The organism is Streptomyces sp. NPDC002602, assembly GCF_042889445.1.
GTDB lineage: Bacteria > Actinomycetota > Actinomycetes > Streptomycetales > Streptomycetaceae > Streptomyces.
The window spans coordinates 196,695-221,222 of record NZ_JBIAQX010000011.1; the positions used below are offsets into that span (position 1 = coordinate 196,695).

Here is a 24,528-nt window from a genome sequence, read left to right on the forward strand (position 1 = left end):
TCACAGCAGCATTTACCTACGGGCAGGAGGGACGGGGTGCCTAGCGCCCCGTATGGATGGACGTGAAGCGATACTTCCGTGGGCCGGTCATGTGGATCGTGCTGGCCGTCCTCGCCGTGGTCGTGTTGATGAACGTCGTCGGCTCCGGCGGCGGCTACAAGTCGGTGGAGACCAGCGAGGTCATCAAGGCGATCAACAGTGGCCAGGTGGAGAGCGCCAAGCTCACCACCGGTGACAGCCAGATGATCAAGATCGAGCTGAAGAAGAACCAGAAGCTCGGCGACAACGACGGCACCAAGTTCCAGGCCAACTACATCGGGGACCAGGGCGTCCAACTCGCCCAGAACCTCCAGACCAAGTACGAAGCCGGTCAGATCCCGGACGGTTACACCGTCTCGCCGGACAAGACCAGCCCGTTCCTCAGCGTGCTGCTCTCGCTGCTGCCCTTCGTCCTCATCGTGGTCGTCTTCCTGTTCCTGATGAATCAGATGCAGGGCGGTGGCTCCCGGGTGATGAACTTCGGGAAGTCCAAGGCCAAGCTGATCACCAAGGACACCCCGAAGACGACGTTCGCCGATGTCGCGGGCGCGGACGAGGCCGTCGAGGAACTCCACGAGATCAAGGAGTTCCTCCAGGAGCCGGCGAAGTTCCAGGCGGTCGGCGCCAAGATCCCCAAGGGCGTGCTGCTCTACGGCCCGCCCGGCACCGGCAAGACCCTGCTCGCGCGTGCCGTCGCGGGCGAGGCCGGTGTTCCCTTCTACTCGATCTCCGGTTCCGACTTCGTCGAGATGTTCGTCGGTGTCGGTGCCTCGCGTGTCCGCGACCTGTTCGAACAGGCCAAGGCCAACGCTCCGGCGATCGTGTTCGTCGACGAGATCGACGCAGTCGGCCGGCACCGCGGTGCGGGTCTCGGCGGCGGTCACGACGAGCGTGAGCAGACCCTCAACCAGCTGCTCGTCGAGATGGACGGCTTCGACGTGAAGGGCGGCGTCATCCTGATCGCCGCCACGAACCGGCCCGACATCCTCGACCCCGCGCTGCTGCGTCCGGGCCGCTTCGACCGGCAGATCGCGGTCGACCGTCCCGACATGCAGGGCCGTCTGGAGATCCTCAAGGTCCACCAGAAGGGCAAGCCGGTCGCCCCGGACGTCGACCTGGGCGCGGTCGCCCGTCGCACGCCCGGCTTCACGGGTGCCGACCTCTCCAACGTCCTGAACGAGGCCGCGCTGCTCACGGCCCGCTCGGACAAGAAGCTGGTCGACAACCACGCCCTGGACGAGGCGATCGACCGTGTCGTGGCGGGCCCGCAGAAGCGGACCCGGATCATGTCGGACCGGGAAAAGAAGATCACCGCGTACCACGAGGGCGGACACGCCCTGGTCGCGGCGGCCTCCCCGAACTCCGACCCGGTCCACAAGATCACGATCTTGTCCCGCGGTCGGGCCCTGGGTTACACCATGGTCCTGCCCGACGAGGACAAGTACTCGACCACGCGCAACGAGATGCTCGACCAGCTGGCGTACATGCTGGGCGGGCGCGCGGCCGAGGAACTGGTCTTCCACGACCCGACCACCGGTGCGGCGAACGACATCGAGAAGGCCACCGCCACGGCCCGCGCGATGGTCACGCAGTACGGCATGACCGAGCGTCTCGGTGCGATCAAGTTCGGCGGCGACAACACCGAGCCGTTCCTCGGGCGCGAGATGTCGCACCCGCGGGACTACTCGGAAGAGGTCGCGGCGCTGGTCGACGAAGAGGTCAAGAAGCTCATCGAGACCGCGCACAACGAGGCCTGGGAGATCCTGGTCGAGAACCGCGACGTCCTCGACAACCTCGTCCTCGCGCTGCTGGAGAAGGAAACGCTGAACAAGGAGCAGATCGCCGAGGTCTTCTCCACCATCGTGAAGCGTCCGGCCCGCCCCGCGTGGACCGGTTCCTCCCGCCGCACCCCCTCCACCCGTCCGCCGGTGCTCTCTCCCAAGGAGCTCCAGCTGACGAACTCGGCGAACGGCACCTCGGCTGCGACGCCGGCCGTGTCGGTGGACAAGGACCCGGAGCCCTCCCCGGAGGAGCGTCCCGAGGCCTGATCAGTCCCGGAATGGATGCCGCGCCCCCCAGGTTCTAGCCTGGGGGGCGCGGCACTTTCACGTGCGCGTGTGCGTAGACAGGAACGAGGAAGAGATGACCGACCCAGTGACCCTGACCGGTGGCGAGGGCACGATCGGCGAGTTCGACGAGAAGCGCGCCGAGGCGGCCGTCCGGGAACTCCTGATCGCGGTCGGCGAGGACCCGGACCGCGAGGGCCTGCTGGCGACCCCGGGAAGGGTGGCGCGGGCGTACAAGGAGATATTCGCCGGTCTGCGGCAGCGCCCGGAGGACGTCCTGACGACGACCTTCGACCTCGGTCACGACGAGATGGTCCTGGTGAAGGACATCGAGGTCATGAGTACCTGTGAACATCATCTGGTCCCCTTCCACGGCGTGGCGCACGTCGGCTACATCCCGTCCACCGACGGCAAGATCACCGGACTGTCGAAGCTCGCCCGCCTGGTGGACGTGTTCGCCCGCCGCCCGCAGGTGCAGGAACGGTTGACCACCCAGATCGCCGAGTCGGTCATGGAGATCCTGGATCCGCGGGGGGTCATCGTGGTCATCCAGTGCGAGCACATGTGCATGACCATGCGCGGGGTCCGCAAGCCGGGCGCGAAGACCATCACCTCCGCCGTTCGCGGTCAGCTCCGTGACCCGGCGACGCGCAACGAGGCGATGAGCCTGATCATGGCTCCCTGAGCCCGCTCACGGCACCGGGGAGGTTCGGGCACCGGGCCGGCGGTCCGGGAGGCGTGTACCGCCGTCTATGGGTCTGCCGGGACCCGTGAGAAGCCGGGGCCTCGCCCCGGGCCTCTCAGGCCGGGGCCGGGGCCTCGGGGGCGGTGTCGTCGTCCTCCGGGAGCTTCAGGACGTGTTCCAGGAACAGGGCGGCGGCGATGACCGCCGCGCCCGCCAGCACCGAGCCGCCCGCGTACCAGGCCTGGTCGCGGCGGGCGGGCACGTCGAGTGCGTCCGTCAGCAGGAAGACGCCGACGCCGCCGTACATGCCCGCCACGAGCGCCGCGACCAGGGCGCTGGCCTGTCCGAAGACCACCGCGCGGGCAGCCATCAGGGGCTCCACGCCCTTGGCTCCGGGGCGGCGTTCGCGCTGGGCCTTGAGCCGGGCGCGCATCGACAGGGCCGTCGCGAAGAGCACCACGGCGATGACCGCGAGCACGATCGGGGCGGCCAGGGGGACGCCCGGCAGCGTGCCGTAGGAGTTCCACAGCCGGGCGCCCGCCCAGGACAGCACCCCGGCGATCAGGAAGATGCCCGCCAGGACCGCCGGCCTCAGTTGCTTCACGTACCCGTTCCCCGCTTTCCGCACCGATTCGTCAGGCAGTGAACAGGCTAACGACTAGTCGGGGAGGTGGAGTTCCAGGTCGGGTCGCGGCGTGACCCCGGTGAGGCCGATTCCGGCCAGCAGGGTGGCGACCGCGCCGCGGCCCGGGAGCTGGGCCTCCGGGTCGATGTCGTGCCAGGGGGCCAGCACGAAGGCGCGCTGGTGCGCCCGCGGGTGCGGGAGGGTGAGGACGGGGTCCTCGGAGATCACGTCCGCGTACGCGACGATGTCGACGTCGATGGTGCGGGGCCCCCAGCGTTCCTCGCGGACGCGGTCGAAGGCCTCTTCGATGGCGTGCCCGCGCTCCAGGAGCGAGGACGGCGGCAGGGTGGTCTTCACCGCGATGACCGCGTTGAAGTACGCGGGCTGCGAGCCGGGCTCGACGCCCCACGGCTCGGTCTCGTAGACGGGGGAGACGGCCTTGACCCGCAGGCCCGGGGTGTCCTCCAGGGCGTCGATGGCGCCCTGGAGGGTCTCCAGCCGGTTGCCGAGGTTCGCGCCCAGCGCGACCACGGCCCATTTCGGGTTGGACAGGGTGACGTCCGCCGCGTCGACCGCCTCGACTACGGAGGCGGGCACCGGCTGGACGGTGGGGTCGCTCTGGGCGTTCAGTCCGTTGTTCATGCGCGGCTCCGGGTGATCGTGATGGTCACGTCGTCGAAGGGGACGGTGATCGGCGCGTCCGGCTTGTGGACGATGACCTCCACCTGCGCCACCGCTTCGTGCTTCAGGCACTGCTGGGCGATTCGCTCGGCGAGCGTCTCGATCAGGTCGACGGGCTCTCCCTGGACCACATCGACGACTTCTTCCGCGACTACCCCGTAGTGCACGGTCTTAGCCAGATCGTCTCCGGCCGCCGCGGGTCGGGTGTCGAGGTGGAGCACCAGGTCCACGATGAAGGTCTGGCCTTCCTCGCGTTCCCGGGGGAAGACGCCGTGGTGCCCGCGAGCCTTGAGGCCGCGCAGCGCGACACGATCCACGCGAATCACTCCAACTTTCGTAGGTGCATTCGCCCCGGGACTCCCCGGGGCCATGGGCCTACGCCGAGTGCGGTCGGCGTCGTCCGCCTTCGAATTTACCTGCGATGTACGTCGCCCCCCGCCCTTGGGGTCAGTCGGAGTCCTCTTCGTCCTCATCTTCGGAGTCCGTGAGGACCGGTGAACCGTGGTGGGACCAGAGCCGCCAGCCCTCCGGTGTGCGTCGGAACACATTCGTGGCGACGACCAGCTGACCGACCAGGGGACCCAGTTCGCCGCCGTCCTCTGCGGGGCCGCCGCTGAGGATGTTCTCGGTGCAGGTGACGAGTGCGGTGTCGCCTATGACGGTGACCTTGGTGTCGGTGAGGAAGAACTGGATGTACTCGGTGTGGGACATGATCAGGGCGTAGGAGCGCAGCACCTCGCCCCGTCCCGACAGCACGGGCCAGCCCGGGTGGACGCAGGAGATCTCGTCCTCCAGCCAGAGCGCCGACAGTGCGTCGAAGTCCCCCTGCTCCATGGCCTCGTAGAAGGCCGTGTTGACCTCTTCGACGGCTTCGATGTCGGTACGGCTCACCGTGCTCCTTCCTTGTCGGTACGACGGATCACAGTGCCCCTTCCACCGCACGGGCCACCCGAACCGCGTCCGCGGTGGCCCGTACCTCGTGTACCCGTACCGCCCAGGCGCCCTGGTGGGCGGCGATGGCGGACACGGCGGCGGTGGCGGCGTCGCGTTCGCGGGCGGGCGGCGGGGCGGCACCGTCCGCGCCCGCCAGGACCCGGCCGAGGAAACGCTTCCGCGAGGCGGCGACCAGGAGCGGGAAGCCCAGTGCCCGCAGCTCGCGCAGGTGGGCGACCAGGGCCAGGTCGTGCTCGGCGTTCTTCGCGAAGCCCAGGCCCGGGTCGACGAGGAGCCGTTCGGGGGCGATGCCGCCGGTGACGACCGCGTCGATCCGCTCGCGCAGTTCGGCGGTGACCTCGGCGACGACGTCCTCGTACACGGCCAGGTTGTTCATGCCGGCGCTGAACCCGCGCCAGTGCATGACGACGAACGGCACCTCGGCGGCGGCGACGGCCGGGATCATGCCGGGGTCGGCGAGTCCGCCGCTGACGTCGTTGACGAGGACGGCGCCGGCCGCGACGGCCCGGGCGGCGACCTCGGCGCGCATGGTGTCCACGGAGACGGCGATTCCCTCGGATGCCAGGCCGCGGACCACGGGGACGACGCGGCGCAGTTCCTCGGCGGCGTCGACGCGGGAGGCGCCGGGGCGGGTGGACTCGCCGCCGACGTCCACGAGGTCGGCGCCCTGCGCGACGAGGTCGAGGCCGCGCTTGACCGCGGCGGTGGTGTCGAACCAGCGGCCCCCGTCGGAGAACGAGTCGGGGGTGACGTTGACGACGCCCATGACCCCGCAGCGATCCCACTCCGGCAGGCCTGTCACCCGGCCCCTGGCGGTGACCCCGTGGTTCGTGTTCATGGGTCCAAGAGTAGAGCTGACCTGGATATGACAGGGCTCCGAGACGTTTCGGCCCTGTGTCGAGGGGCCTGGGGGACGTCGAGGGGCCTGCGGGGCGTCGAGGGGCCTGGGGGACGTCGAGGGGCCTGCGGGGCGTCGGGGGCCCGTGGAACGCGGACGGCCCCGCCCGGGTGGGGGCGGGGCCGTACGGGACGGGGCCGGGCATGGTCCGGGCCGGGCGGGCTCAGGCCGCCTGGACCTCGCGCTCGGCCTGGGGCGGCACCTTCGCCATCTGGTGGTGGGCGCAGGTGCGGACCGGCTTGGGCCGGCGGCGGCCGGCGAACAGCCGGGGCAGTGCCAGCGTGACGAACCCCTCGGCCTGCATCGCGGCGAAGCCGATGCGGGGCAGGTCGCGGGTGTGCCGGAAGACGACGAAGCGGGGTTCCCAGCGGGGGCGGAACTTCGCGTTGAACTTGTACAGGGACTCGATCTGGAACCAGCGGGACAGGAAGACCAGCAGGCCGCGCCACACGCGCAGCACCGGGCCGGCGCCGATCTTCTCGCCGCGGGCGAGGGCCGAGCGGAACATCGCGAAGTTCAGGGAGACCTTCTCGATCTTCAGCGCGGGGGCGGCCTCCAGGGAAGCCACGATCAGGAGTTCGTTCATGCCGGGGTCGGCGGCCCGGTCGCGGCGCATCAGCTCCAGCGACATGCCGTCCTTGCCCCAGGGGACGAAGTGCAGGACGGCCTTCAGGTCGCCGAAGGGGCTGGTGTCGCCCTCTTCCTCGCGGTGCGCGGTGGCGATGAAGCAGTCGCCGTCGCCCGGGTCGCCGACCCGGCCGAGCGCCATGGAGAAGCCGCGCTCGGTGTCGGTGCCGCGCCACGCGTCGGCGGCGCCGCGGACCTGTTCGAGTTCGCGTTCGGTGAGGTCGCTCACACGGCGCACCTTGGTGGTGTAGCCGTTGCGCTCGATGCGCTTCACCATCTGGCGGACATTGCGCATGGCGCGGCCCGAGAGGGAGAAGTCTTTGACATCGACAATCGCCTCGTCACCCAGCTCAAGGGCGTCCAGACCGGTTTCCCGGGTCCAGACCTCGCCCCCGGTCTCGCTGCAGCCCATGACGGCCGGGGTCCAGGAGTGGGCCTTGGCCTCCTCCATGAACCGTTCGATCGCGCCGGGCCAGGCCTCGACGTCGCCGACCGGGTCGCCGGAGGCGAGCATCACGCCGGAGACGACGCGGTAGGTGACGGCGGCCTTGCCGCTGGGGGAGAAGACGACGGCCTTGTCGCGGCGGAGCGCGAAGTGGCCGAGGGAGTCGCGGCCGCCGTGCTTGGAGAGCAGTTCGCGCAGCTTGGTCTCGTCGTCGGCGGTGAGTCGCGCGGCCGGGTGTTCGGGGCGGAAGGCCAGGTAGATCGTGGTGACCGCGGTGAGCATGCCGAGGGCGCCGAGGGAGTATCCGACGGTCCAGGAGACCCGGCCCGCGTACTGGACGGGGCCCTCGATGCCGAAGAGGCCGTACACGACGTGGCTGATCTGCTCGGAGAGGCTGGGGTGGCCGACGACCTTGCCCGGGTGGACGTTGACGATGACCAGGCCGAGGCCGATGGAGCCGGCGCTCATCAGCACGAAGTTGGCCAGCGCCTTCCAGCGGCTGCGCGGGTCGGGGAGTGCCTTGAACTCGTTCTGGTGGCGCAGGAGCAGGGCGAGAAGCACCGCCGCGATGATCACGCCGATGACGGAGTGCCTGTAGGTGAACTGCGCCACCGCACCGGCGGGGAGCAGGACGACGGAGGCGCGCCAGGCGCGCCGCTTGTGCCGCTTGAGGCCGTGGGCCAGCAGCAGGAGCAGGACGCCGGCGCTGATGGAGAGGGCGGCGGCGAACGGGCCGAGGGATCCGGGGAGCACCTCGGTGACCGCGTGGATCCTGCTGTGTCGGAATCGCGGGAAGACTCCGGCCGCGATGTCCAGAAGGCCGACGATCATGACGGCCGTACCTACCAGGCCGGGTACCGACTCCGGCCGTGGGCCACGGAGGATTCGGCGCACCCCGCTCGGAACCTGTCCCGACTTATCGCCATCTATCCTGCTAGACATCGCTTCCCGTTGCTCCGCGAGAGATCATGTGGCCGAAGGCCGCAACAGCCTTCGGGGTGTGGTGCGTCCATTAGGACGACATCGACGGGGAGCAGGTTCACTCTTCCGTCGGAAATTTCCCGTCCTGCCATCAGAAAGACGACTGACTGCTCATGGGTCTCACCAGTAATACGGTTCTGGTCCTGGCCATCATCGCCGGCGTGGTGCTCTTCGCGCTCACGCTCTGGTTCTGGCCTCGGCTCTCGGGCCGCACCTGGCGCGCTTACGTGGGCCGGGTCGGTCTCCTGCTCGCCACGCAGTTGGCGCTGTTCGCGGCGGTGGGGCTCGGAGCCAACAAGTCGTTCCTCTTCTACGGTTCCTGGGCCGACCTCTTCGGTCAGGAGACGTCGATCGGCAAGGTCGTCGACCACTCGATGAGCACCAAGGACATCAAGGTCGTCGACAAGCAGAAGCTGGACGTCCCGGGCGGCGGGAAGCCCCAGGTCGGTGGTCAGATCCTGAAGGTCGCCATAACGGGTCAGAAGTCGAAGATAACGAGCCCCGGGTACGTGTGGCTGCCGCCGGAGTACTTCCAGCCGCGCTACAAGGACCAGAACTTCCCCGCGTCGATCGTGCTGACAGGCTACCCGGGCACCGCCGAGAACCTGATCAAAGGCCTCGACTACCCCATGAAGGCCTTCAGCCTGTCCAAGGCGGGCAAGATGAAGCCGATGATCCTGGTCATGCTGCGCCCGACGATCGCGCCGCCGCGTGACACCGAGTGCGTCGACATACCCGGTGGCCCGCAGACCGAGACCTTCTTCGGCCAGGACCTGCCGCAGGCCATCCAGAGCACCTTCCGGGTCGGCAAGAAGCCGCAGAACATGGGCTTCATCGGGAACTCGACGGGCGGCTACTGCGCCCTGAAGATCGCCGCGCACTACCCGCAGACCTTCGGCGCCGCCGCCGGCCTCTCCGCGTACTACGAGGCTCCCGACGACCCGACGACCGGTGACCTGTTCCACGGCGACGACAAGCTGAAGAAGCGTGCGGACGTGCTGCAGAGCATGCGGAACAAGAAGCCGGCCGGTACGTCCTTCCTGGTCACCAGCAGTGAGAAGGGCGAGCCGAACCTCGGCGACACCCGCAAGTTCATCAAGCTGGTCAAGGGGCCGGACCGGGTCTCCTCGATCATCCTCGACAGCGGCGGCCACAACTTCAACACCTGGCGGCGCGAGATCCCGCCGATGCTGACGTGGATGAGCGGCCGTATCCAGGCCTGACCGCCCCACCGCCTTTCGGTCCCACCGCCCCCGCCCGACCGCTTCCGGTCCGTGCGGGGGCTTTCGGGTCAGGCCTCCTGAAGTCGGGACCGGCGCAGCGCCCGGTGCACGCCCTCCGGGGTGAGTACGCCGACGAGCGCGCCGGAGTCCGGGTCCGTGACCCCGACGCGGCCCTCGTCCTCCTGGAGGAGCGCCGCGAGGGCCTCGCGCAGACTCGCCCCCAACGCCACCGTGGCCGCGGGGGCTTTTCCGTGTTCCGGGTCCTGTTCCGCGAGGTCGGTGGTCTCGACCGGGGTGACCGCGAGGCGCTTGAGCCCCCGGTCCGAGCCGACGAAGGAGGCGACGTAGTCGGTGGCGGGCGCGGCCAGCACGGTGGCGGGCTTCGCGAACTGCTCGATGGTGCCGGCCCCGTAGACGGCGATCCGGTCCCCGAGCCGGATGGCCTCCTCCAGGTCGTGGGTGACCAGCAGGATCGTCTTGCGGACGGTCCTCTGCAGGGCCAGGAACTCGTTCTGGAGCCGTTCGCGGACCACCGGGTCCACCGCGCCGAACGGTTCGTCCATCAGCAGGACCGGCGGGTCGGCGGCCAGGGCCCGGGCCACGCCGACCCGCTGGCGCTGCCCGCCGGAGAGCTGCTCCGGGTAGCGGCCGCCGTACACGGCCGGGTCGAGGCCGACCAGTTCCAGCAGTTCCGCCGCGCGGGCGCGGGCCTTGGACTTCGGGGTGCCGAGCAGGTGCGGGACGGTCGCCGTGTTCTCCAGCACCGTCTTGTGCGGGAAGAGGCCGACCTGCTGGATGACGTAGCCGATGCGGCGGCGCAGCTCGACGGGGTCGGCGGCGGCGATGTCCTCGCCGTTCACCAGGATCCGGCCCGACGTCGGCTCGATCAGTCGGTTGACCATCTTCATCGTGGTCGTCTTGCCGCAGCCGGACGGGCCGACCAGGGTGACCAGCTCGCCCTCCGCCACCTTGAAGGAGAGATCCCGGACGGCCGTCGTCCCGTCGGGGTAGCGCTTGGTCACTTGCTCGAATCGGATCACCGGACCATCCTTCCTCACGCGCGGGTGCCATGTGTGAAGGGCATGTTGCCCGACTGCGAAGGAATCCGGCCATTGTCGGCGGCTGGGGTTAAGGTCGGTCTGACCAGGCCCTCGGGTCGGACACGTGTGCGATGACGGGCTGACGGAGCGAGGCGGGGGTGAGCGGCATGGCCGGGCAGAGCTGCCTGGTGGCGAACGACTGGATCTGCTGGGAGTACGTCACCTCCCGCTCCCAGGAGCTCACCGACGCCACCGTCGAGCACATATGGATCACCGGTCTGTCGGTGGTCATCGGGCTCGTCGTGTCCGTTCCGCTCGCCCTGCTGGCCCGCCGCGGCCGTGGCTGGGCGGCGCCCGTGCTCGGTCTGACCACCCTGCTCTACACGGTTCCCTCGCTCGCCATGTTCTCCCTGCTGCTGCCGGTCTTCGGGCTCTCGGCCACGCTGGTGGTGACCGGGCTGGTGCTGTACTCGCTGACCATCCTCGTACGCAATGTGCTGGCCGGTCTGGAAGCCGTCCCCGACGAGGTGCGGGAGGCCGCGCGCGGCATGGGGTACGGCTCGGGCCGGCTGCTGTGGCAGGTCGAACTGCCGCTGGCGCTGCCCGCGCTGCTCGCGGGGGTCCGGATCGCCACCGTGTCGACGGTCGCGTTGACGACCGTGGGGTCGATCGTCGGCAAGGGTGGTCTCGGCAATCTGATCGCGCCGGCCGTGAACAGCTCCTTCAAGGCCCAGGTGCTCACCGCCTCGGTGCTGTGCGTGCTGCTCGCGCTGGTGGCGGATCTGCTGCTGCTCGGGCTCCAGAGACTGCTCACCCCCTGGACCCGGGCCTCCGCGCCCGCTCCGAGGAAACGTATCTTCAAGCGGGCTCCGGCACCCGTCGCCAAGGAGGTCTGAGCCATGGGCGTACTGGGTGGGGCCTGGGACTGGCTGGCCGACGGTGCCAACTGGGCCGGCGAGAACGGTGTCTGGCACCGGCTCGGCGAGCACGTCTACGTCAGCGGGATCGCCCTGGCCGTCGCCTGCGCGGTGGCGCTGCCGATCGGCCTGTGGCTCGGCCACCTCGGCAAGGGCGGGGCCCTCGCCGTGAACGTGTCCAATGTCGGCCGGGCGATCCCCGTCTTCGCGGTGCTGGCCCTGTTCATGGTGTCGCCGCTGCGCGGCGCGGGGTACCTGCCCACCATCGTCGCGCTCGTCCTGTTCGCCATCCCACCGCTGCTGACCAACGCGTATGTGGGTATGCGCGAGGTGGACCGCTCGGTGGTCGAGGCGGCGAGGGGGATGGGCATGTCCGGGACCCAGCTGTTCCTGCGCGTGGAACTGCCGCTCGCGCGCGGACTGGTCATGACGGGGCTGCGCTCGGGCGCGGTCCAGGTCATCGCCACCGCCACCATCGCGGCCATGGTCGGCCAGGGCGGTCTGGGCCGGATCATCACCGCCGGCTTCAACACCTTCGACACCGCCCAGGTGGTCGCCGGCGCCCTTCTGGTGGCGCTGCTGGCCCTGCTGGTGGAGGGCGTGCTGGTGGCCGTCGACCGGCTCCTGCTGCGGCGCCCGTCGGTGGCCCGCTGAGTCCTGCCGCCGGTCCCGTCCCCCTTTTTCCTTCCCGCTGTACTCACTCCCTGGAGGAGCAACCATGAGCAAGTCCACGCGCGTTCTCGGCGCGGCACTGGGCGCGGTGGCCCTGACCGTCTCGCTCGCCGCGTGCGGTGGCGACAGTCTGGAGAAGGCCAAGGACGGCGGCTCGTCCGCCCCGGCCTCCTCGGGCGGGGGCGCCAAGGGCAAGCTGGTGGTCGGCGCGGCCGGCTTCACCGAGTCCAACGTGCTGGCGGAGCTGTACGCACAGGTCCTGAAGGACGCCGGCTACTCCACCTCGATCACCACGGTCAACAACCGTGAGCTGTACGAGCCCTCGCTGGAGAAGGGCGAGATCGACGTCGTCCCGGAGTACGCGGCGACCCTCGCCGAGTTCCTCAACGCCAAGGTCAACGGCAAGGACGCGCCGAAGGACAAGCCGGTCGCCTCCAGCGACGCGGCGGCGACGGTGGCGGCGCTGGAGAAGCTCGCGACGCCGCTCGGCATCAAGGCGCTCCCGGCGGGTGAGGCGGTCGACCAGAACGCCTTCGCCGTGACCAAGGAGTTCGCCGAGAAGAACAAGCTCAAGACCCTCTCGGACCTGGGCAAGTCGGGTCTGAAGGTGAAGATCGCGGCGGGCGACGAATGCGCCGTCCGTCCCTTCTGCGCGCCCGGGCTGGAGAAGACGTACGGCATCTCCGTGGCCGGCATCGACCCCAAGGGCGTCGGCACCCCCCAGTCCAAGCAGGCCGTCAAGGACGGTGTGGACCAGCTGGTGCTGACCACGACCACCGACGCCACGCTCGACTCCTTCGGCCTGGTCCTGCTGGAGGACGACAAGAAGCTCCAGAACGCCGACAACGTCCTGCCGGTGGTCAACGCCAAGGACGCGGGCGCCCCGGAGGTCGCCGCCGCGCTCGACAAGCTCACCAAGGCACTGACGACGGCGGACCTCGTCGACCTCAACCGCAAGGTGGACGCGGAGCGCGCGAAGCCCGCCGATGTGGCCAAGGCGTACCTGGAATCCAAGGGTCTGCTGAAGAAGTAGCCCCACAGCAAGATCAGTTACGCGATTGATGCGGAAATGACGGGTAACTGCCCGGCAAGAGATTGTCGGGCGGCTTCCCCACACCCCACCTACTCCCTGTAAATTTCAGGCCATGCCCCGTGGACGCCACCGCAATCCAGAACCTCTGCACCGACTGCTCACGCCGACGCTCGTCGCCGGTGTCTCCGTGGCCGGCGCCGGCGCGGCCTGGCTGCTCGCGGCACCCGAAGGCGGCGCCGTGTGGCGCCTCCTCGTGGCGCTCACGGCCGCCTCGGGCGTGGCCGGCGCCGTCGTCATGCGCTCCTGGGACCGCTCGGCCGGCCGCCGGGTGGCCGAACTGACCCGAGAACGGGTCAAGGACGAGTGGAAGACGGAAGAGCGGATAGCCGAGCTCGAATCCGACCTCGAAGAAGCCCGCACGCTGCGCGCCAGGCTCGACACGAAGCTGCGCGCCAAGCGGGTCGAACTCGCGGGCCTGCGCGGCGAGCACGCCGCGCTGCTGCGCCGGTACGCCACCGCCGAGACGGAGCGGGCCACCGCCCTCGAAGGACGCCGGCTGCTGGCCATCGAGGCCGCCTCGGGCCCGGGCACGCCCAAGGAACTCCCGGCCCCGTCACAGGAGCGCACCGTCGCCGGGGCGCCGACCGCGATCGGCTACGCCCGCGCCAACGCGGCCATGGCGGCGTTGGCGCGCAAGGGCCGGGAGCGGGCCGAGGGGCGACCCAAGGCCCTGGCGTCCGGCGCCGACACGACCCCCGGAACCCCGATCCCCCCCGGCACCTCCACCTCCGTCTCCTCGCCCACGGGCGCCCCGGCCACGGGCGCCTCGGCCGCCGGCGCCCCGGCCACGACGTCCGGTGCGGCCCGTACCGCCGAGGCACACGGCCGTACGGCGGCCGGTGACCGGGCGTCCGCCGTTCCGGCGCGGCGGCCGGCGGCGACCGTGGCCCCGTACACGGCCCCGAGGCGGTCCGCCTCCCGGGTCGAGGGCGGCTTCGACTTCTTCGGCACCAAGAACGCCGCGCAGGCCCGGGCCGCGATCGAGGCCGTGCAGAACGAGGACCTCGCCGACGTGGTCGGCGCCGAGGTCCTCGCCGTGCACAAGGCGGAGACCGTGCGTGCGGCCGGCGACCCGGAGTTCAAGCCGGTGACCCCCGAGCACCGCGCGGTGGGCCAGGTCATCGACCTGACGGAGCACGACGAGACCGAGCCGATCGACGTGGTCCGGCTCCGCACCGCGATCTCGTAGGCCCTGACCCCCGGGGCGCCTACGACAGCGCGTCGAACCAGCGCACCACCTGGGGGGCCGACCTGAGGGCCGTCGTGAAGTGGTCCGCGTCCGGGCCCTGGTCGACGACCTTCGCCCGGACCCCGCGGCGGCCCAGGTCGGCGGCGCAGGCACGGGAGTTGGCGATCGGCACGTCCGTGTCGGCGCCGCCCGCGTAGAGCCGTACCGGTACGTCCGGCTTCCAGTCGCATGCGCCGTCGTTGGCCCGCAGGGCGGCGCGCAGGGCCCCGCGCGGGGCACGGACGTTCTCGGCCCAGGCCGGGGTGAGCAGTTCCTCGGGGGTCGCGGGCAGCGCGGCGACGATCTCCTCCTCCGGGTGCGTCCCGTCGAACAGGCCCTCCACCATCCGCGCGTAGGGCGGGCGGAACACCTCGGCGGGGTCCTTGTAGAGCGGGTGGAGCCTGTTCTGGGCCGTCAGGAAGTACGAGAGGTAGAAGACGGCGGTGCGCGGCGCGACCCGGCCGTCGGCGATCCCGGGGATCTCGGACCCCGACAGGTCGTAGGGGCCGGCCATCGGGGCCAGGGCGCGCAACCGCAGTCCGTCGCGGCCCGCGGAGAGCGCGCGGCCGACCGCCATGGCCACCTGGCCGCCCTGGGAGAAGCCGGTGGCGTACACGTCCCGGGTCACGGGGCGGCCCAGCCGGTCGGCGGCGGTGCGGGAGGCCTTGAGCATGTCGACGGTGGCGGTGACGGCGGAGCGGGTGTCCATGTAGGGGTGGGGGCCGGTGCCGCCGCCGAGGCCGAGGTAGTCCGGCGCCGCGACGGCGCGGCCGGCCGAGGCGTGCAGGTACGGGGTGAGCCGGTTGTAGCCCTTGCCCCCGCTCGGCGCGCTGTCGCGGTGGGCGACGGTGCCGTGGGTGTCGGACACCAGGTCGGGCCGGGCCGGGCCGCCGCGCGGCAGGACCAACAACCCGGTGGCCGTGGTGGGGCGGCCCTCGGGGTCGACGGTGGCGTAGGCGACGCGGTACGCGAGGACGCCGTACCGGACGCCCGCGGTGTCGACGCCGAGGCCGCCGAGCTCGGCGGTGACGCCTGCGCGGTCGAGGCGGTCGACCTGGGTGACGGAGATCAGGGCGCCCCGGGCGGCCGGTGCCCGGACGGCGGCGGGTGCGGCGGTGGGTGAGGCGAGGGCCGCCGGGGCGGCCGCCGCGCCGAGGACGGCCGCGAGGGCCACCGCCGCGGCTGCGCGCCGCAGCCGGCGCTCGTTCAGGTGCGAGGTCGTCGTCATGTCCTGAACGCTAGGACCCGGTCACGCACCCCGACATCCCGTGTTCCCCCGGCAGTTGAGGGGGGATATCCCCCGACAGGGGCGTCTCAGAACAGCGGGAGCTGCCCCGGGTGCGGGCCCAGGGCGAAGCCGTCCAGGGTCGGCGCCGACGCGCCGAGCATGACGCGGGCGCGGGAGCCGGGGCAGGACACCAGATCGCCGCGGACCCGGCCGGCGGGCGGGTCGTGGCGGGCGATCCGGCCGGCGGTGACGGCGCAGTCGCGGCCGCAGGTGGGGCAGGCCCGACGGGGGGAGTGGGACATGCCCCAAGTCTGCACCCTCGCACCGACAGCGCGGGCCCGGTGTCAGCCCACCCGCGACGCCGCCCCGGCCCGCGCCGGCGGCTCCTCCCGCGTCTCCCGCCACGTCTCGTGCGCGCGGTCCACCCGCTCCCACAGGGCCGCCCGGTCCCCCGCGCTCAGCTCGTCGAGCGACCGACCGAAGACCCCGGTCAGCACGCCGAAGAACTCCTCGGGCGTGCGCAGTTCCCGGTCGGTCGTCCCCTTGAGGGGGTCGATCCGGCTCAGGACGCGCCCGCGCAGGGCGTCGATGCCCTGCGCGTCGCGCCGCAGCATCGCGAAGGTGCGGACGAAACCGGAGTCCCGCGCGGTGGACAGCCGCAGGTGCTCGGCCTCGAAGTCGGCCATCGTGGCGGGGGCCGAGCGGAAGTTCATCACGGGGAAGGGGCCGCCCGGGTTCCGGTACGTCCAGCCCGGCGCCTCCCCGTCGAGCGGGACGAGCGGCTCCAACGCGTACCGGAAGTGGCCCCGTTCGAAGGTGCCCGCGCGCAGCGGCAGCGGCTCGTGGGGTCCGTCGCCCAACCCGGCGTCCACGAAGAACGCGGCCCCTTCCACCCGCACGATCAGCGCCAGGTGGTCTCCGTTGACGCCCCGCGCGTCGGGCTCCTTGTACACCCCGCCGACATGGCGGGTCACGTCGTAGCCCAGTGCTTCGAGGAGCGTGGAGAAGGCGCCGTTGAGGTGGAAGCAGTACCCGCCCAGACCCGCCGCGAGCCGGCGCGTCGACAGCGCGGGGTCGATCCCGGGCGGCCGGCCCAACTGGATGTCGATGTTCTCGTACGGCACGCGCTCCAGGTGGGCCCGCTGGAGGGCGAACAGCCCCTCGACGGAGGGCGCCGCCGGCTCGACGCCGAGCCGGCGCAGGTAGTCCACGCACATGTCGGAGATCATGTGGTCACCCTAGACACGACCCGCCCGGGGACCGTCGCCTTCAGGACTACTTGTCGATGTCTCCGACGACGAAGAACAGCGAACCCAGGATCGCCACCATGTCCGCGACCAACTGTCCGGGCAGCAACACGGCCAGCGCCTGGATGTTGTTGAAGGACGCCGAGCGCAGCTTCAGCCGGTACGGGGTCTTCTCGCCCTTGGACACCAGGTAGTAGCCGTTGACGCCCAGCGGGTTCTCCGTCCAGGCGTACGTGCTCCCCTCGGGCGCCTTCAGCACCTTGGGCAGCCGCTGGTTGATCGGGCCCGGCGCCAGCTCCGCCATCCGGTCCAGGCAGGCGACGGCCAGGTCGAGGGCGTTGTGCGTCTGGTCGAGCAGCACCTCGAAGCGGGCCAGGCAGTCGCCCTCGGTCCGGGTGACCACCTTCAGCACGTCCTGGAGCTCGCCGTACGCCAGGTAGGGCTCGTCGCGGCGCAGGTCGAAATCGACGCCGGAGGCGCGGGCGATCGGGCCGGAGACCCCGTAGGCGTGCACGGCTTCCGCCGACAGCACGCCCACGCCGCGGGTGCGGCCGCGGAAGATCTCGTTGCCGTGGACCAGTTTGTCGTAGACGTCCATGCGGGTGCGGACGTCCGCGACGGCGGCGCGGGCCCGGCCCGACCAGCCGGCGGGGAGGTCCTCCTTGAGACCGCCGACCCGGTTGAACATGTAGTGCATGCGGCCGCCGGAGATCTCCTCCATGACGGCCTGGAGTTCCTCGCGCTCACGGAACGCGTGGAAGATCGGCGTGATCCCGCCCAGCTCCAGCGGGTACGAGCCGAGGAACATCAGGTGGTTCAGCACCCGGTTCAGCTCGGCCAGCAGCGTCCGCATCCACACGGCCCGCTCGGGGACCTCCATCCCCAGCATCCGCTCGACGGCCATGACCACGCCCAGCTCGTTGGAGAACGCGGACAACCAGTCGTGGCGGTTCGCGAGCATCACGATCTGGCGGTAGTCACGGGCCTCGAAGAGCTTCTCGGCGCCCCGGTGCATGTAGCCGACCACCGGCTCGGCGCTGACGATGCGCTCCCCGTCCAGGACGAGGCGCAGGCGCAGCACGCCGTGCGTGGAGGGGTGCTGCGGCCCGATGTTGAGCACCATGTCGGTGCTCTCCGCCGCGCCGCCGATACCGACCGTGGTCTCCGTCATGGCGGCATTGTCTCAGCCCTAGGGTGTACGCATGGGAACCGGGACAACGGGTGGGACGAGCGGACCCGAGTGGGTGGGGCTGCCGGGCGGGCTCCTCACGCTCCGGCGCATGCTGCTGGTGATCTGGATGACGGTGCTCACGGCGCTCACGGCGGTCGTACTGGGCCTCACCGCCGGACCGGCGTGGGCCGCCCTCGGGGCGGTGTGGCTCGGCGTGCTGGTCTGGGGCTGGGTGCTGCTCGGCCGCAACTGGCGGTCCTGGCGGTACGCCGAGCGCGCCGACGACCTGCTGATCAGCAGGGGCGTCCTGTGGCGGGAGCAGACCGTGGTGCCGTACGGGCGGATGCAACTGGTCGAGGTGACCTCGGGTCCGCTGGAACGCCGCTTCGGGCTGGCCTCCGTACAACTGCACACGGCGGCCGCCGCCACCGACGCCAAGATCCCCGGACTGGTCCCGGCCGAGGCCGAACGGCTCCGCGACCGGCTGTCCGCCCTCGGCGAGGCGAAGTCGGCCGGGCTGTGAGCGACACCGCCGCGCCGGAACGCCGGCTGCACTTCCTGACCCCACTGCTGCGGGCGTGGGTGCCGATCGCGGCCACCATCGGTGTCATCGCCCAGCAGGGCGAGCGGGCCGGGGAGTGGATCGCGGACCTGTCCGGGCTGCTGCGGCTCCTGGTCCTGGCCGGGCTGGTCCTCGTCTTCGGCGCGTACGGCTTCCTGAGCTGGTGGTTCACCCACTACGCCGTCACCGACGCCGAACTGCGCATCCGCAGCGGCCTGATCTTCCGGCGCACCGCGCACATCCGCCTCGACCGGCTCCAGGCCGTGGACGTCACCCGGCCGCTGCTGGCCCGCGTCGCCGGGGTCGCGAAGCTGCGGCTCGACGTCATCGGCACCGCGGACAAGGACGAGTTGGCCTACCTCGCGGAGGGGGACGCCGTCGCGCTGCGCGCCGAACTCCTGGCCCGGGCGGCCGGCTTCGCCCCCGCGGAGGCCGTGACGCTCGGCGAGGCCCCGGAACGCGAACTGCTGCGGGTCCGGCCGAGGGACCTGGTGGTCTCGTTGGTGCTGACCCTCGCCGTCTGGGCCGCCCTGCTCGCCGGGCTGGTCGTGCCGGTCGTGGTGTGGTGGTTCAGCGGCAGCGTCTGGGCCACGGCGGCCACTCTGCTGCCGTTCCTCGGCGGGGTCTGGGCCGGCACGGCGGGACGGTTCCTCACCGAGTACGACTGGACGGTCGCCGAATCCCCCGACGGGCTCCGGATCGACCACGGGCTGCTGGACCGGGCTCACGAGACGGTGCCGCCGGGGCGGGTGCAGACCGTACGGATCGTCGAGCCGCTGCTGTGGCGCCGGCGCGACTGGGTCCGGGTGGAGCTGGCGGTGGCCGGCTCGAAGAACGACGTCCTGGTCCCGGTGGCCTCGCGGGCCGCCGCGTACGAGGTCATCGCGCGGGTCCTGCCCGGCGTGGACCTCGCGGCCCTGTCCTTCAGCCCCGCCCCGAGGGCCGGCTCGCGGTGGGTGGTCCCGGTGTGGTGGAAGGGCTACGGCCTGGCCGTGACCGAGGACGTGTTCGCCGCGCGCAAGGGGCGCCTGTGCCGCCGCACGGAGATCGTCCCGCACGCCAAGGTGCAGAGCGTGCGCCTGACCCAGGGGCCCTGGGAACGCGCCCGCGGCGTGGCCGACCTGCACGTGGACACCGGCGCGAACGCCACCGTCACCGCGCGGCTGCGGCCGTCGGCGGAGGCCGCCGCGCTGCTGCCCGCGCAGGCCGCCCGCTCCCGCACCTCGCGCGCCGCGGCCCGCCCCGACCGCTGGATGACCTGACCGGGGCCCCGACCGGCCACGGAACTAGAGACCGCCGGCGCGGACCAGCCCCGTCTCGTACGCCAGGACCACGACCTGTACCCGGTCGCGCAGGCTCAGCTTGGTCAGGATGCGGCCCACGTGCGTCTTGACGGTGGCCTCCGAGAGGACCAGCCGCGCCGCGATCTCGCCGTTCGACAGGCCCTGCGCCACCAGCAGCATGACCTCCCGCTCGCGCTCGGTCAGCCGCTCCACGTCCTTGTTGCGCGGTTCCGCCGTCGTGGTCGGCAGCATCGGCGCGAAGCGGTCCAGCAGGCGCCGGGTCGTGGACGGGGCGACGACGGCGTCGCCGCTGTGCACCGAGCGGATCGCGGCCAGGAGTTCCGCCGGCGGGACGTCCTTGAGCATGAAGCCGCTCGCGCCGGCCTTCAGCCCGGAGAACGCGTACTCGTCCAGGTCGAAGGTGGTCAGGATGATGACCTTGGGGTGTTCCTCGGGTTCGCAGATGCGCCGGGTCGCCTCGACCCCGTCGAGCCGCGGCATGCGGACGTCCATCAGCACCACGTCCACCTTCGTGGCCCGCAGCACCTCCAGCGCCTCCAGGCCGTCCCCGGCCTCGGCGACCACGTCCATGTCCGGTTGGGCGGCAAGCACCATTCGGAAGCCGGTGCGCAGCAGCACCTGATCGTCGACCAGCATCACTCGGATGGACATCGGTTACCTCGTCCTCGTCATCTCTTCTTGAGCGGGAGCAGTGCGCTGATCCGGAAGCCGCCGCCGGGACGCGGGCCCGCGTCCAGGGTGCCTCCGACCATACCGATGCGTTCCCGCATGCCGATCAGCCCGTGTCCGGCGCCGTCGGCGCCGCCGTCCTCGTACAGTTCGTGGGCCGCGCCCCGGCCGTCGTCCTCCACGAGCAGGCCCAGCCCGTCGTCGAAGTAGACCAGCCGGACGCTGGCGCTCGCCTCGGGGCCCCCGTGCTTGCGCGTGTTGGTCAGCGCCTCCTGCACGATCCGGTACGCGGTCAGTTCGACCCCGCTCGGCAGCCGGCGGGGGGCGCCCTCGACCTGGAAGTCCACCGTGAGGCCCGCGGCCCGCACCTGCTCGACCAGGACCTCGATCTGTTCCACGTCCGGCTGCGGCACGTAGTCCTCGGACTCCTGCGGTTCGCCGGTGCGCAGCACGCCCAACAGCCGCCGCATCTCGGCCAGGGCCTGCCGGCCGGTGCCGGAGATGGTCTGGAGGGCCTCCTTGGCCTGTTCCGGTGCCACGTCCATGACGTACGCGGCGCCGTCGGCCTGCACCACCATCACCGACACGTTGTGCGCGACGACGTCGTGCAGCTCGCGGGCGATCCGGGCGCGTTCGGTGGTGACGGCCGCCTTGGCCTGGGCCTCGCGTTCCTTCTCCAGGCGCTGGTTGCGTTCGACGAGCTGGGCGTAGTAGGCCCGGCGGGTACGCACGGAGTCGCCGAGGACCCAGGCGAGGGCGAAGGGCACGATGGCGAAGAGGGCGCCGACGACGTTGTCGCCGATCGCGCCCCGGTCCACGTGGAAGCGCAGGAAGTACAGGGGGGACGCGGTCAGCCCGATGGCGAACGCCGCCCGGGACAGTCGGCGCGAGACGGTCGCGGAGGCCGCGACCGTGTAGAGGATGATCAGCATCCCGAAGTCGCCGATGTGCGGATCGGTGCGGGTCAGCAACTGGTAGACGCCGGTGCCGACGGCCAGCCAGAACATGGGCACGGTCCACTTGCGGCGCATGGCCACCACCGCGCTCATCGCGAGCACCGAGGGGACGGCGATCAGACGGGTCGCGGTGCTGCTCAGACCGCTGTTCGTGACTTCCAGCAGGGAGACCCCGAAGAGCAGGGCAGCCCAGAAGCTGTCGACACCCGTCGGGTGTCTGCGGAGGAAGTCGTAGAGACGCTGCACGTAACCCAGAGTAGGCAAAGCGGACAGGTGCTGGAGTCAACCAGAGGGGCGATCCGTTGAGGGATGAAGTACTCCCGAAGGTGGAGGTTGAGCTTAGCCTTGGGTCGATGAGCACTCAGGGCGAACGCGCGGTTCCGGTTCGTTGGCGGTCCGCGATGGAGGCCGCGCTGTACGGCCCCGACGGCTTCTACACACGCCCCGGCGGCCCGGGTCCCGCAGGGCACTTCCGGACCTCCGTGCACGCCTCGCGGCTGTACGCGGGCGCCGTCGCCCGACTCCTCCTCACGGTGGACGAGGCCCTCGGGCGCCCCCGGGGGCTGGACCTGGTCGACGTCGGGGCCGGGCGCGGTGAACTGCTCGTCGGGGTGCTGGCCGCCCTGCCCGCGCGGACGGCCGCACGGGTGCGTCCGTACGCCGTCGAGCGCGCGGCCCGGCCCGAGGAGCTCGACCCCCGGATCCACTGGGTTCCCGTACCGCCCGAACGGACGACGGGGCTGCTGTTCGCCAACGAGTGGCTGGACAACGTGCCGCTGGAGATCGCCGAGGACGGGCACTACGTCACGGTCGCGCCCGACGGCACGGAAAGCCCCGGCGGGCCCCTGGAGGAGGCGGACCGGGCCTGGCTGGAGCGGTGGTGGCCGACCCCGGGCCGGGCCGAGATCGGCCGCTCCCGCGACGAGGCCTGGGCGCAGGCCACCGCGACCCTGGAACGGGGCCTGGCGGTGGCGGTGGACTACGCCCACACCCGGGAGGCCCGGCCCCCGTTCGGCACCCTCACCGGCTTCCGCGCGGGCCGGGAGGTCCCCCCGGTCCCGGACGGCGGCTGCGACGTCACCGCCCACGTGGCACTGGACTCCTGCGCGGGACCGGGCGCGACCCTGCTCACACAGCGCCGGGCCCTGGCGCTCCTCGGGGTCTCGGCCGGCCGGCCGTCCCTGACCCTGGCCTCGACGGACCCGGTGGCGTACGTCCGCGCCCTGTCGGCGGCGGGCGAGGCGGCGGAACTCACCGCGCGCGGAGGTCTGGGCGACTTCGGCTGGCTGGTCCAGCCGGTCGGCATCGCCCCCTGGCCGGCGGGGCACGAAACGGCGGGGCACGGGGAAGGCGCCGGGCACGGGGGAGCGGCGGGGCACGGCGAAGGCGCCGGGCACGGCGAAGGCGTCGGGCACGGGGGAGCGGCGGGGCACGACGAAGGGGTCGGGACCCCCTGACGGGATCCCGACCCCTCTCACTTCCTCACTTCGTCCGCTTGTTACCGCTCCGTGTGGTGGTCGTGCCCGGGGCGCAGGCCCCCGCCGTTGCCCGAACCCGTGCTCGGCTTCGCGACGACCGGCTGCGACAGCGGCGCCAGGTCGTAGGCGTAGTGGCCGACCGCGTTCGCGATGACGTCGACGTTGATGTCGAGCGCCTTCTGGTCGATGTTGTTGATGTCGTCGCCCTTGCCGTGGTAGTTCACGTCGTAGGCGACCCCGGCCTGGCCGCCGAACTTCGCGGCCTGCTCGGCGGTCTTGATGCCCTCGGCGCCCGTGTCCGTACCGCCGGACGGGATGCCGGCCTCGATGAACGGGCCGTAGTCCGAGCGGCCGGTGAAGTCCGAGCCCTCGTGCGGGATGCGCTGCGCGTCGAGGAAGTCGGTGATGCCCTTCTCCAACTGCGCGGAGCCCTCGGGACCGGGGCCCGAGCCGACCTTGTCCGAGTCGTCGCCGTCGTAGACGAAGTAGGCGGCGTTCGGCGAGGCGATCATGTCGAAGTTCAGGTAGAGCTTGATCTGCTTCTTCTGCGCGTCCGTCAGACCGGCCACGTACGCCTCGGAGCCGAGCAGGCCGAACTCCTCCGCCGACCACCAGGCGAACTTGACCTTGTTCTTGATCTTCGTCTGGCTGCTCGCGAGGCGCTGCGCGACCTGGAGGATGCCGGCCGAGCCGGACCCGTTGTCGTTGATGCCGGGCCCCTCCGAGACCGAGTCCAGGTGCGCGCCCAGGAAGACGGTGTTGTTCTCGTCGCCGCCCCGCGTCTCGGCGATGACGTTGTAGGTCTTGCGGTTCTCGCGCAACTCGCGGATGTCCAGGGTGATCGAGACCGGACCGGCGGCCGCCTCGGCGGCGAGCTTCTCGCCCTCCGCCTGGGTGACGCCGCCCGTCGGGACCTTGCCCGCGTCGGCGGCGCCCAGGGTGCCGTTCAACGCGCCCTCGGTGTTGTTGTAGATGACCGCGCCGATCGCGCCGGCCGTCGCCGCGTTGGCCTGCTTCACCGCGAAGGTGCAGCCGCCGCGCTTCACCAGGGCGATCTTTCCGGTGAAGGTGCCGGAGGCGAAGTCGGTGGGCTCGCAGCCGTTCGTGCCGTCGGCGTCCACGGGGGCGACGGCGAGCTGCGCCGTGATGCCCTCCTCGGGGCCGCTCGCGGTGTACGTCATCAGGTTGATCGGGACTTCGCGTTCGGCGTCGCCGTTCACGGTGAGCTTTTCCGCGATGGTCTCGACATACACGAAGTCGAACTCGTTCTTCGTGACCTTGTATCCCGCCGCGCGCAGCACGGCTTCGACGTACTGGGCGGATTGCACGTGGCCCTTGGAACCGGCCACCCGGGTGCCCTTGTTGTAGTCGGCGAGCGACTGGAAGACCTTCAGGTGGTTGTTGGCGCCCTTGCCGGTCGCCTCCTTGACCAGCTTCTTGGCCAACGCGTCGCCCTTGGCGGCGTCGCTCTGGGGGCCGGTGGCACCGGCGGGACCGGCGAGGAGCAGTGGGGAGACGAGAGCCACGGCGGCCAGGGCGGCGGTGGCTGCGGCTATACGGCGTGAGGGCATGAAGGTCCTTTCACGACAGGTGCAGGCATACGTGTGGTGTCGCACGGTGCGCGAGGGGGAGTGGTGGTCGCACGTTAAACAGCAACGGGCCACTCTGGCCAGAGTTTTCACTGATTCCGGTTTATGAATTCCGTATATCGGTGAAACTGCGCCGGTGTTAATCGGCCA

General features: G+C 71.2%; 24 protein-coding genes. 10 read left to right on the top strand and 14 right to left on the bottom strand.

The genetic code is table 11. The annotated features are described in order from the left end of the window. Nucleotides 1-56 precede the first annotated feature (56 nt). Both ftsH and folE read left to right on the top strand, forming a co-directional pair. Entirely contained in the window at nucleotides 57-2,087 is a 2,031-nt protein-coding gene (gene ftsH / locus ACFYW3_RS26335) for an ATP-dependent zinc metalloprotease FtsH (RefSeq protein ID WP_351749399.1), read from the top strand. 94 nt (nucleotides 2,088-2,181) lie between these two features. Next, on the top strand, nucleotides 2,182-2,790 hold the full coding sequence (gene folE, locus ACFYW3_RS26340) for a GTP cyclohydrolase I FolE (RefSeq protein WP_053678468.1): 609 nt from the start codon (nucleotides 2,182-2,184) through the stop codon (nucleotides 2,788-2,790). Between the two features lie 115 nt (nucleotides 2,791-2,905). Here the strand turns inward: folE and ACFYW3_RS26345 are convergent, their stop codons facing one another. The 6 genes from ACFYW3_RS26345 to ACFYW3_RS26370 form a co-directional block, all read right to left on the bottom strand. Next, nucleotides 2,906-3,394 (bottom strand): DUF3180 domain-containing protein, encoded by a 489-nt coding sequence (locus ACFYW3_RS26345; RefSeq protein WP_329444366.1) that lies wholly within the window; start codon nucleotides 3,392-3,394, stop codon nucleotides 2,906-2,908. Nucleotides 3,395-3,448: 54 nt separating this feature from the next. Continuing rightward, nucleotides 3,449-4,057 carry a 2-amino-4-hydroxy-6-hydroxymethyldihydropteridine diphosphokinase gene (gene folK, locus ACFYW3_RS26350; protein ID WP_351749398.1) on the bottom strand — a complete coding sequence of 203 codons (609 nt, stop codon included), beginning with the start codon at nucleotides 4,055-4,057 and terminating at the stop codon, nucleotides 3,449-3,451. After that, a complete protein-coding gene (gene folB, locus ACFYW3_RS26355) occupies nucleotides 4,054-4,413 on the bottom strand; it encodes a dihydroneopterin aldolase (protein WP_053678462.1) in 360 nt (119 codons plus the stop codon). Before folB ends, folK begins: the two co-directional genes overlap by 4 nt. Before the next feature lie 130 nt (nucleotides 4,414-4,543). Beyond that, nucleotides 4,544-4,930, bottom strand: a complete 387-nt coding sequence (locus ACFYW3_RS26360; protein WP_389387541.1) for a nuclear transport factor 2 family protein — start codon at nucleotides 4,928-4,930, stop codon at nucleotides 4,544-4,546. 85 nt (nucleotides 4,931-5,015) lie between these two features. Continuing rightward, nucleotides 5,016-5,888: a dihydropteroate synthase gene (gene folP / locus ACFYW3_RS26365; protein WP_351371866.1), complete on the bottom strand. Its 873-nt coding sequence runs from the start codon at nucleotides 5,886-5,888 to the stop codon at nucleotides 5,016-5,018. 223 nt (nucleotides 5,889-6,111) lie between these two features. Continuing rightward, entirely contained in the window at nucleotides 6,112-7,962 is a 1,851-nt protein-coding gene (locus tag ACFYW3_RS26370) for a phosphatidylglycerol lysyltransferase domain-containing protein (RefSeq protein WP_351749394.1), read from the bottom strand. A 152-nt stretch (nucleotides 7,963-8,114) separates the two neighbouring features. Between ACFYW3_RS26370 and ACFYW3_RS26375 the strand changes: the two genes are divergently transcribed. After that, complete coding sequence (locus tag ACFYW3_RS26375) at nucleotides 8,115-9,224, top strand: alpha/beta hydrolase-fold protein (RefSeq protein ID WP_351749392.1); 1,110 nt, start codon at nucleotides 8,115-8,117, stop codon at nucleotides 9,222-9,224. A 68-nt stretch (nucleotides 9,225-9,292) separates the two neighbouring features. Here the strand turns inward: ACFYW3_RS26375 and ACFYW3_RS26380 are convergent, their stop codons facing one another. Further along, nucleotides 9,293-10,264, bottom strand: coding sequence for an ABC transporter ATP-binding protein (locus tag ACFYW3_RS26380; RefSeq protein ID WP_389387518.1), 972 nt, complete (start codon nucleotides 10,262-10,264; stop codon nucleotides 9,293-9,295). Between the two features lie 167 nt (nucleotides 10,265-10,431). Between ACFYW3_RS26380 and ACFYW3_RS26385 the strand changes: the two genes are divergently transcribed. The 4 genes from ACFYW3_RS26385 to ACFYW3_RS26400 all read left to right on the top strand — a co-directional run bounded on the left by ACFYW3_RS26385 (nucleotide 10,432) and on the right by ACFYW3_RS26400 (nucleotide 14,135). Beyond that, nucleotides 10,432-11,160, top strand: coding sequence for an ABC transporter permease (locus ACFYW3_RS26385; protein ID WP_351749389.1), 729 nt, complete (start codon nucleotides 10,432-10,434; stop codon nucleotides 11,158-11,160). Nucleotides 11,161-11,163: 3 nt separating this feature from the next. Beyond that, nucleotides 11,164-11,835 carry an ABC transporter permease gene (locus ACFYW3_RS26390; RefSeq protein WP_351749387.1) on the top strand — a complete coding sequence of 224 codons (672 nt, stop codon included), beginning with the start codon at nucleotides 11,164-11,166 and terminating at the stop codon, nucleotides 11,833-11,835. A 64-nt stretch (nucleotides 11,836-11,899) separates the two neighbouring features. Continuing rightward, a complete protein-coding gene (locus ACFYW3_RS26395; protein ID WP_389387519.1) occupies nucleotides 11,900-12,886 on the top strand; it encodes a glycine betaine ABC transporter substrate-binding protein in 987 nt (328 codons plus the stop codon). Between the two features lie 112 nt (nucleotides 12,887-12,998). Continuing rightward, nucleotides 12,999-14,135: a hypothetical protein gene (locus ACFYW3_RS26400; RefSeq protein WP_389387520.1), complete on the top strand. Its 1,137-nt coding sequence runs from the start codon at nucleotides 12,999-13,001 to the stop codon at nucleotides 14,133-14,135. Nucleotides 14,136-14,154: 19 nt separating this feature from the next. On the opposite strand, the gene ACFYW3_RS26405 is transcribed toward ACFYW3_RS26400, so the two are convergent. The 4 genes from ACFYW3_RS26405 to ACFYW3_RS26420 all read right to left on the bottom strand — a co-directional run bounded on the left by ACFYW3_RS26405 (nucleotide 14,155) and on the right by ACFYW3_RS26420 (nucleotide 17,820). Then, complete coding sequence (locus ACFYW3_RS26405) at nucleotides 14,155-15,402, bottom strand: alpha/beta hydrolase family protein (protein ID WP_389387521.1); 1,248 nt, start codon at nucleotides 15,400-15,402, stop codon at nucleotides 14,155-14,157. A gap of 86 nt (nucleotides 15,403-15,488) precedes the next feature. Further along, nucleotides 15,489-15,704, bottom strand: a complete 216-nt coding sequence (locus ACFYW3_RS26410; RefSeq protein WP_389387522.1) for a hypothetical protein — start codon at nucleotides 15,702-15,704, stop codon at nucleotides 15,489-15,491. 42 nt (nucleotides 15,705-15,746) lie between these two features. Next, nucleotides 15,747-16,631, bottom strand: a complete 885-nt coding sequence (locus tag ACFYW3_RS26415; protein WP_389387523.1) for an arylamine N-acetyltransferase — start codon at nucleotides 16,629-16,631, stop codon at nucleotides 15,747-15,749. A 46-nt stretch (nucleotides 16,632-16,677) separates the two neighbouring features. Next, nucleotides 16,678-17,820, bottom strand: coding sequence for an NADH-quinone oxidoreductase subunit D (locus ACFYW3_RS26420; RefSeq protein ID WP_351749376.1), 1,143 nt, complete (start codon nucleotides 17,818-17,820; stop codon nucleotides 16,678-16,680). Between the two features lie 31 nt (nucleotides 17,821-17,851). Between ACFYW3_RS26420 and ACFYW3_RS26425 the strand changes: the two genes are divergently transcribed. Beyond that, nucleotides 17,852-18,343, top strand: a complete 492-nt coding sequence (locus ACFYW3_RS26425) for a PH domain-containing protein (RefSeq protein ID WP_351749374.1) — start codon at nucleotides 17,852-17,854, stop codon at nucleotides 18,341-18,343. After that, the gene (locus tag ACFYW3_RS26430) at nucleotides 18,340-19,644 is read left to right on the top strand and encodes a PH domain-containing protein (RefSeq protein ID WP_351749373.1); all 1,305 of its coding nucleotides are present in this window, start codon (nucleotides 18,340-18,342) and stop codon (nucleotides 19,642-19,644) included. Before ACFYW3_RS26425 ends, ACFYW3_RS26430 begins: the two co-directional genes overlap by 4 nt. A 24-nt stretch (nucleotides 19,645-19,668) precedes the next feature. Here ACFYW3_RS26430 and ACFYW3_RS26435 read toward each other — a convergent pair whose 3' ends face one another. Then, nucleotides 19,669-20,337 carry a response regulator transcription factor gene (locus ACFYW3_RS26435; RefSeq protein WP_351749371.1) on the bottom strand — a complete coding sequence of 223 codons (669 nt, stop codon included), beginning with the start codon at nucleotides 20,335-20,337 and terminating at the stop codon, nucleotides 19,669-19,671. A gap of 17 nt (nucleotides 20,338-20,354) precedes the next feature. Continuing rightward, complete coding sequence (locus ACFYW3_RS26440; RefSeq protein WP_351749370.1) at nucleotides 20,355-21,557, bottom strand: sensor histidine kinase; 1,203 nt, start codon at nucleotides 21,555-21,557, stop codon at nucleotides 20,355-20,357. 107 nt (nucleotides 21,558-21,664) lie between these two features. Here ACFYW3_RS26440 and ACFYW3_RS26445 point away from each other — a divergent pair, with 107 nt between their 5' ends. Continuing rightward, on the top strand, nucleotides 21,665-22,768 hold the full coding sequence (locus ACFYW3_RS26445; protein ID WP_389387524.1) for an SAM-dependent methyltransferase: 1,104 nt from the start codon (nucleotides 21,665-21,667) through the stop codon (nucleotides 22,766-22,768). Between the two features lie 41 nt (nucleotides 22,769-22,809). Here the strand turns inward: ACFYW3_RS26445 and ACFYW3_RS26450 are convergent, their stop codons facing one another. Continuing rightward, nucleotides 22,810-24,360: a M28 family metallopeptidase gene (locus tag ACFYW3_RS26450; protein WP_351749368.1), complete on the bottom strand. Its 1,551-nt coding sequence runs from the start codon at nucleotides 24,358-24,360 to the stop codon at nucleotides 22,810-22,812. Between the last annotated feature and the right edge of the window lie 168 nt (nucleotides 24,361-24,528).

Coding starts and splice junctions, on each gene's coding strand:
- ftsH (WP_351749399.1), top strand. CDS start 57: ATGGACGTGAAGCGATACTTCCGTGGGCCGGTCATGTGGATCGTGCTG.
- folE (WP_053678468.1), top strand. CDS start 2,182: ATGACCGACCCAGTGACCCTGACCGGTGGCGAGGGCACGATCGGCGAG.
- folK (WP_351749398.1), bottom strand. CDS start 4,057: ATGAACAACGGACTGAACGCCCAGAGCGACCCCACCGTCCAGCCGGTG.
- ACFYW3_RS26360 (WP_389387541.1), bottom strand. CDS start 4,930: ATGGAGCAGGGGGACTTCGACGCACTGTCGGCGCTCTGGCTGGAGGAC.
- folP (WP_351371866.1), bottom strand. CDS start 5,888: ATGAACACGAACCACGGGGTCACCGCCAGGGGCCGGGTGACAGGCCTG.
- ACFYW3_RS26370 (WP_351749394.1), bottom strand. CDS start 7,962: ATGTCTAGCAGGATAGATGGCGATAAGTCGGGACAGGTTCCGAGCGGG.
- ACFYW3_RS26375 (WP_351749392.1), top strand. CDS start 8,115: ATGGGTCTCACCAGTAATACGGTTCTGGTCCTGGCCATCATCGCCGGC.
- ACFYW3_RS26385 (WP_351749389.1), top strand. CDS start 10,432: ATGGCCGGGCAGAGCTGCCTGGTGGCGAACGACTGGATCTGCTGGGAG.
- ACFYW3_RS26390 (WP_351749387.1), top strand. CDS start 11,164: ATGGGCGTACTGGGTGGGGCCTGGGACTGGCTGGCCGACGGTGCCAAC.
- ACFYW3_RS26395 (WP_389387519.1), top strand. CDS start 11,900: ATGAGCAAGTCCACGCGCGTTCTCGGCGCGGCACTGGGCGCGGTGGCC.
- ACFYW3_RS26400 (WP_389387520.1), top strand. CDS start 12,999: ATGCCCCGTGGACGCCACCGCAATCCAGAACCTCTGCACCGACTGCTC.
- ACFYW3_RS26405 (WP_389387521.1), bottom strand. CDS start 15,402: ATGACGACGACCTCGCACCTGAACGAGCGCCGGCTGCGGCGCGCAGCC.
- ACFYW3_RS26410 (WP_389387522.1), bottom strand. CDS start 15,704: ATGTCCCACTCCCCCCGTCGGGCCTGCCCCACCTGCGGCCGCGACTGC.
- ACFYW3_RS26415 (WP_389387523.1), bottom strand. CDS start 16,631: ATGATCTCCGACATGTGCGTGGACTACCTGCGCCGGCTCGGCGTCGAG.
- ACFYW3_RS26420 (WP_351749376.1), bottom strand. CDS start 17,820: ATGACGGAGACCACGGTCGGTATCGGCGGCGCGGCGGAGAGCACCGAC.
- ACFYW3_RS26425 (WP_351749374.1), top strand. CDS start 17,852: ATGGGAACCGGGACAACGGGTGGGACGAGCGGACCCGAGTGGGTGGGG.
- ACFYW3_RS26435 (WP_351749371.1), bottom strand. CDS start 20,337: ATGTCCATCCGAGTGATGCTGGTCGACGATCAGGTGCTGCTGCGCACC.
- ACFYW3_RS26445 (WP_389387524.1), top strand. CDS start 21,665: ATGAGCACTCAGGGCGAACGCGCGGTTCCGGTTCGTTGGCGGTCCGCG.
- ACFYW3_RS26450 (WP_351749368.1), bottom strand. CDS start 24,360: ATGCCCTCACGCCGTATAGCCGCAGCCACCGCCGCCCTGGCCGCCGTG.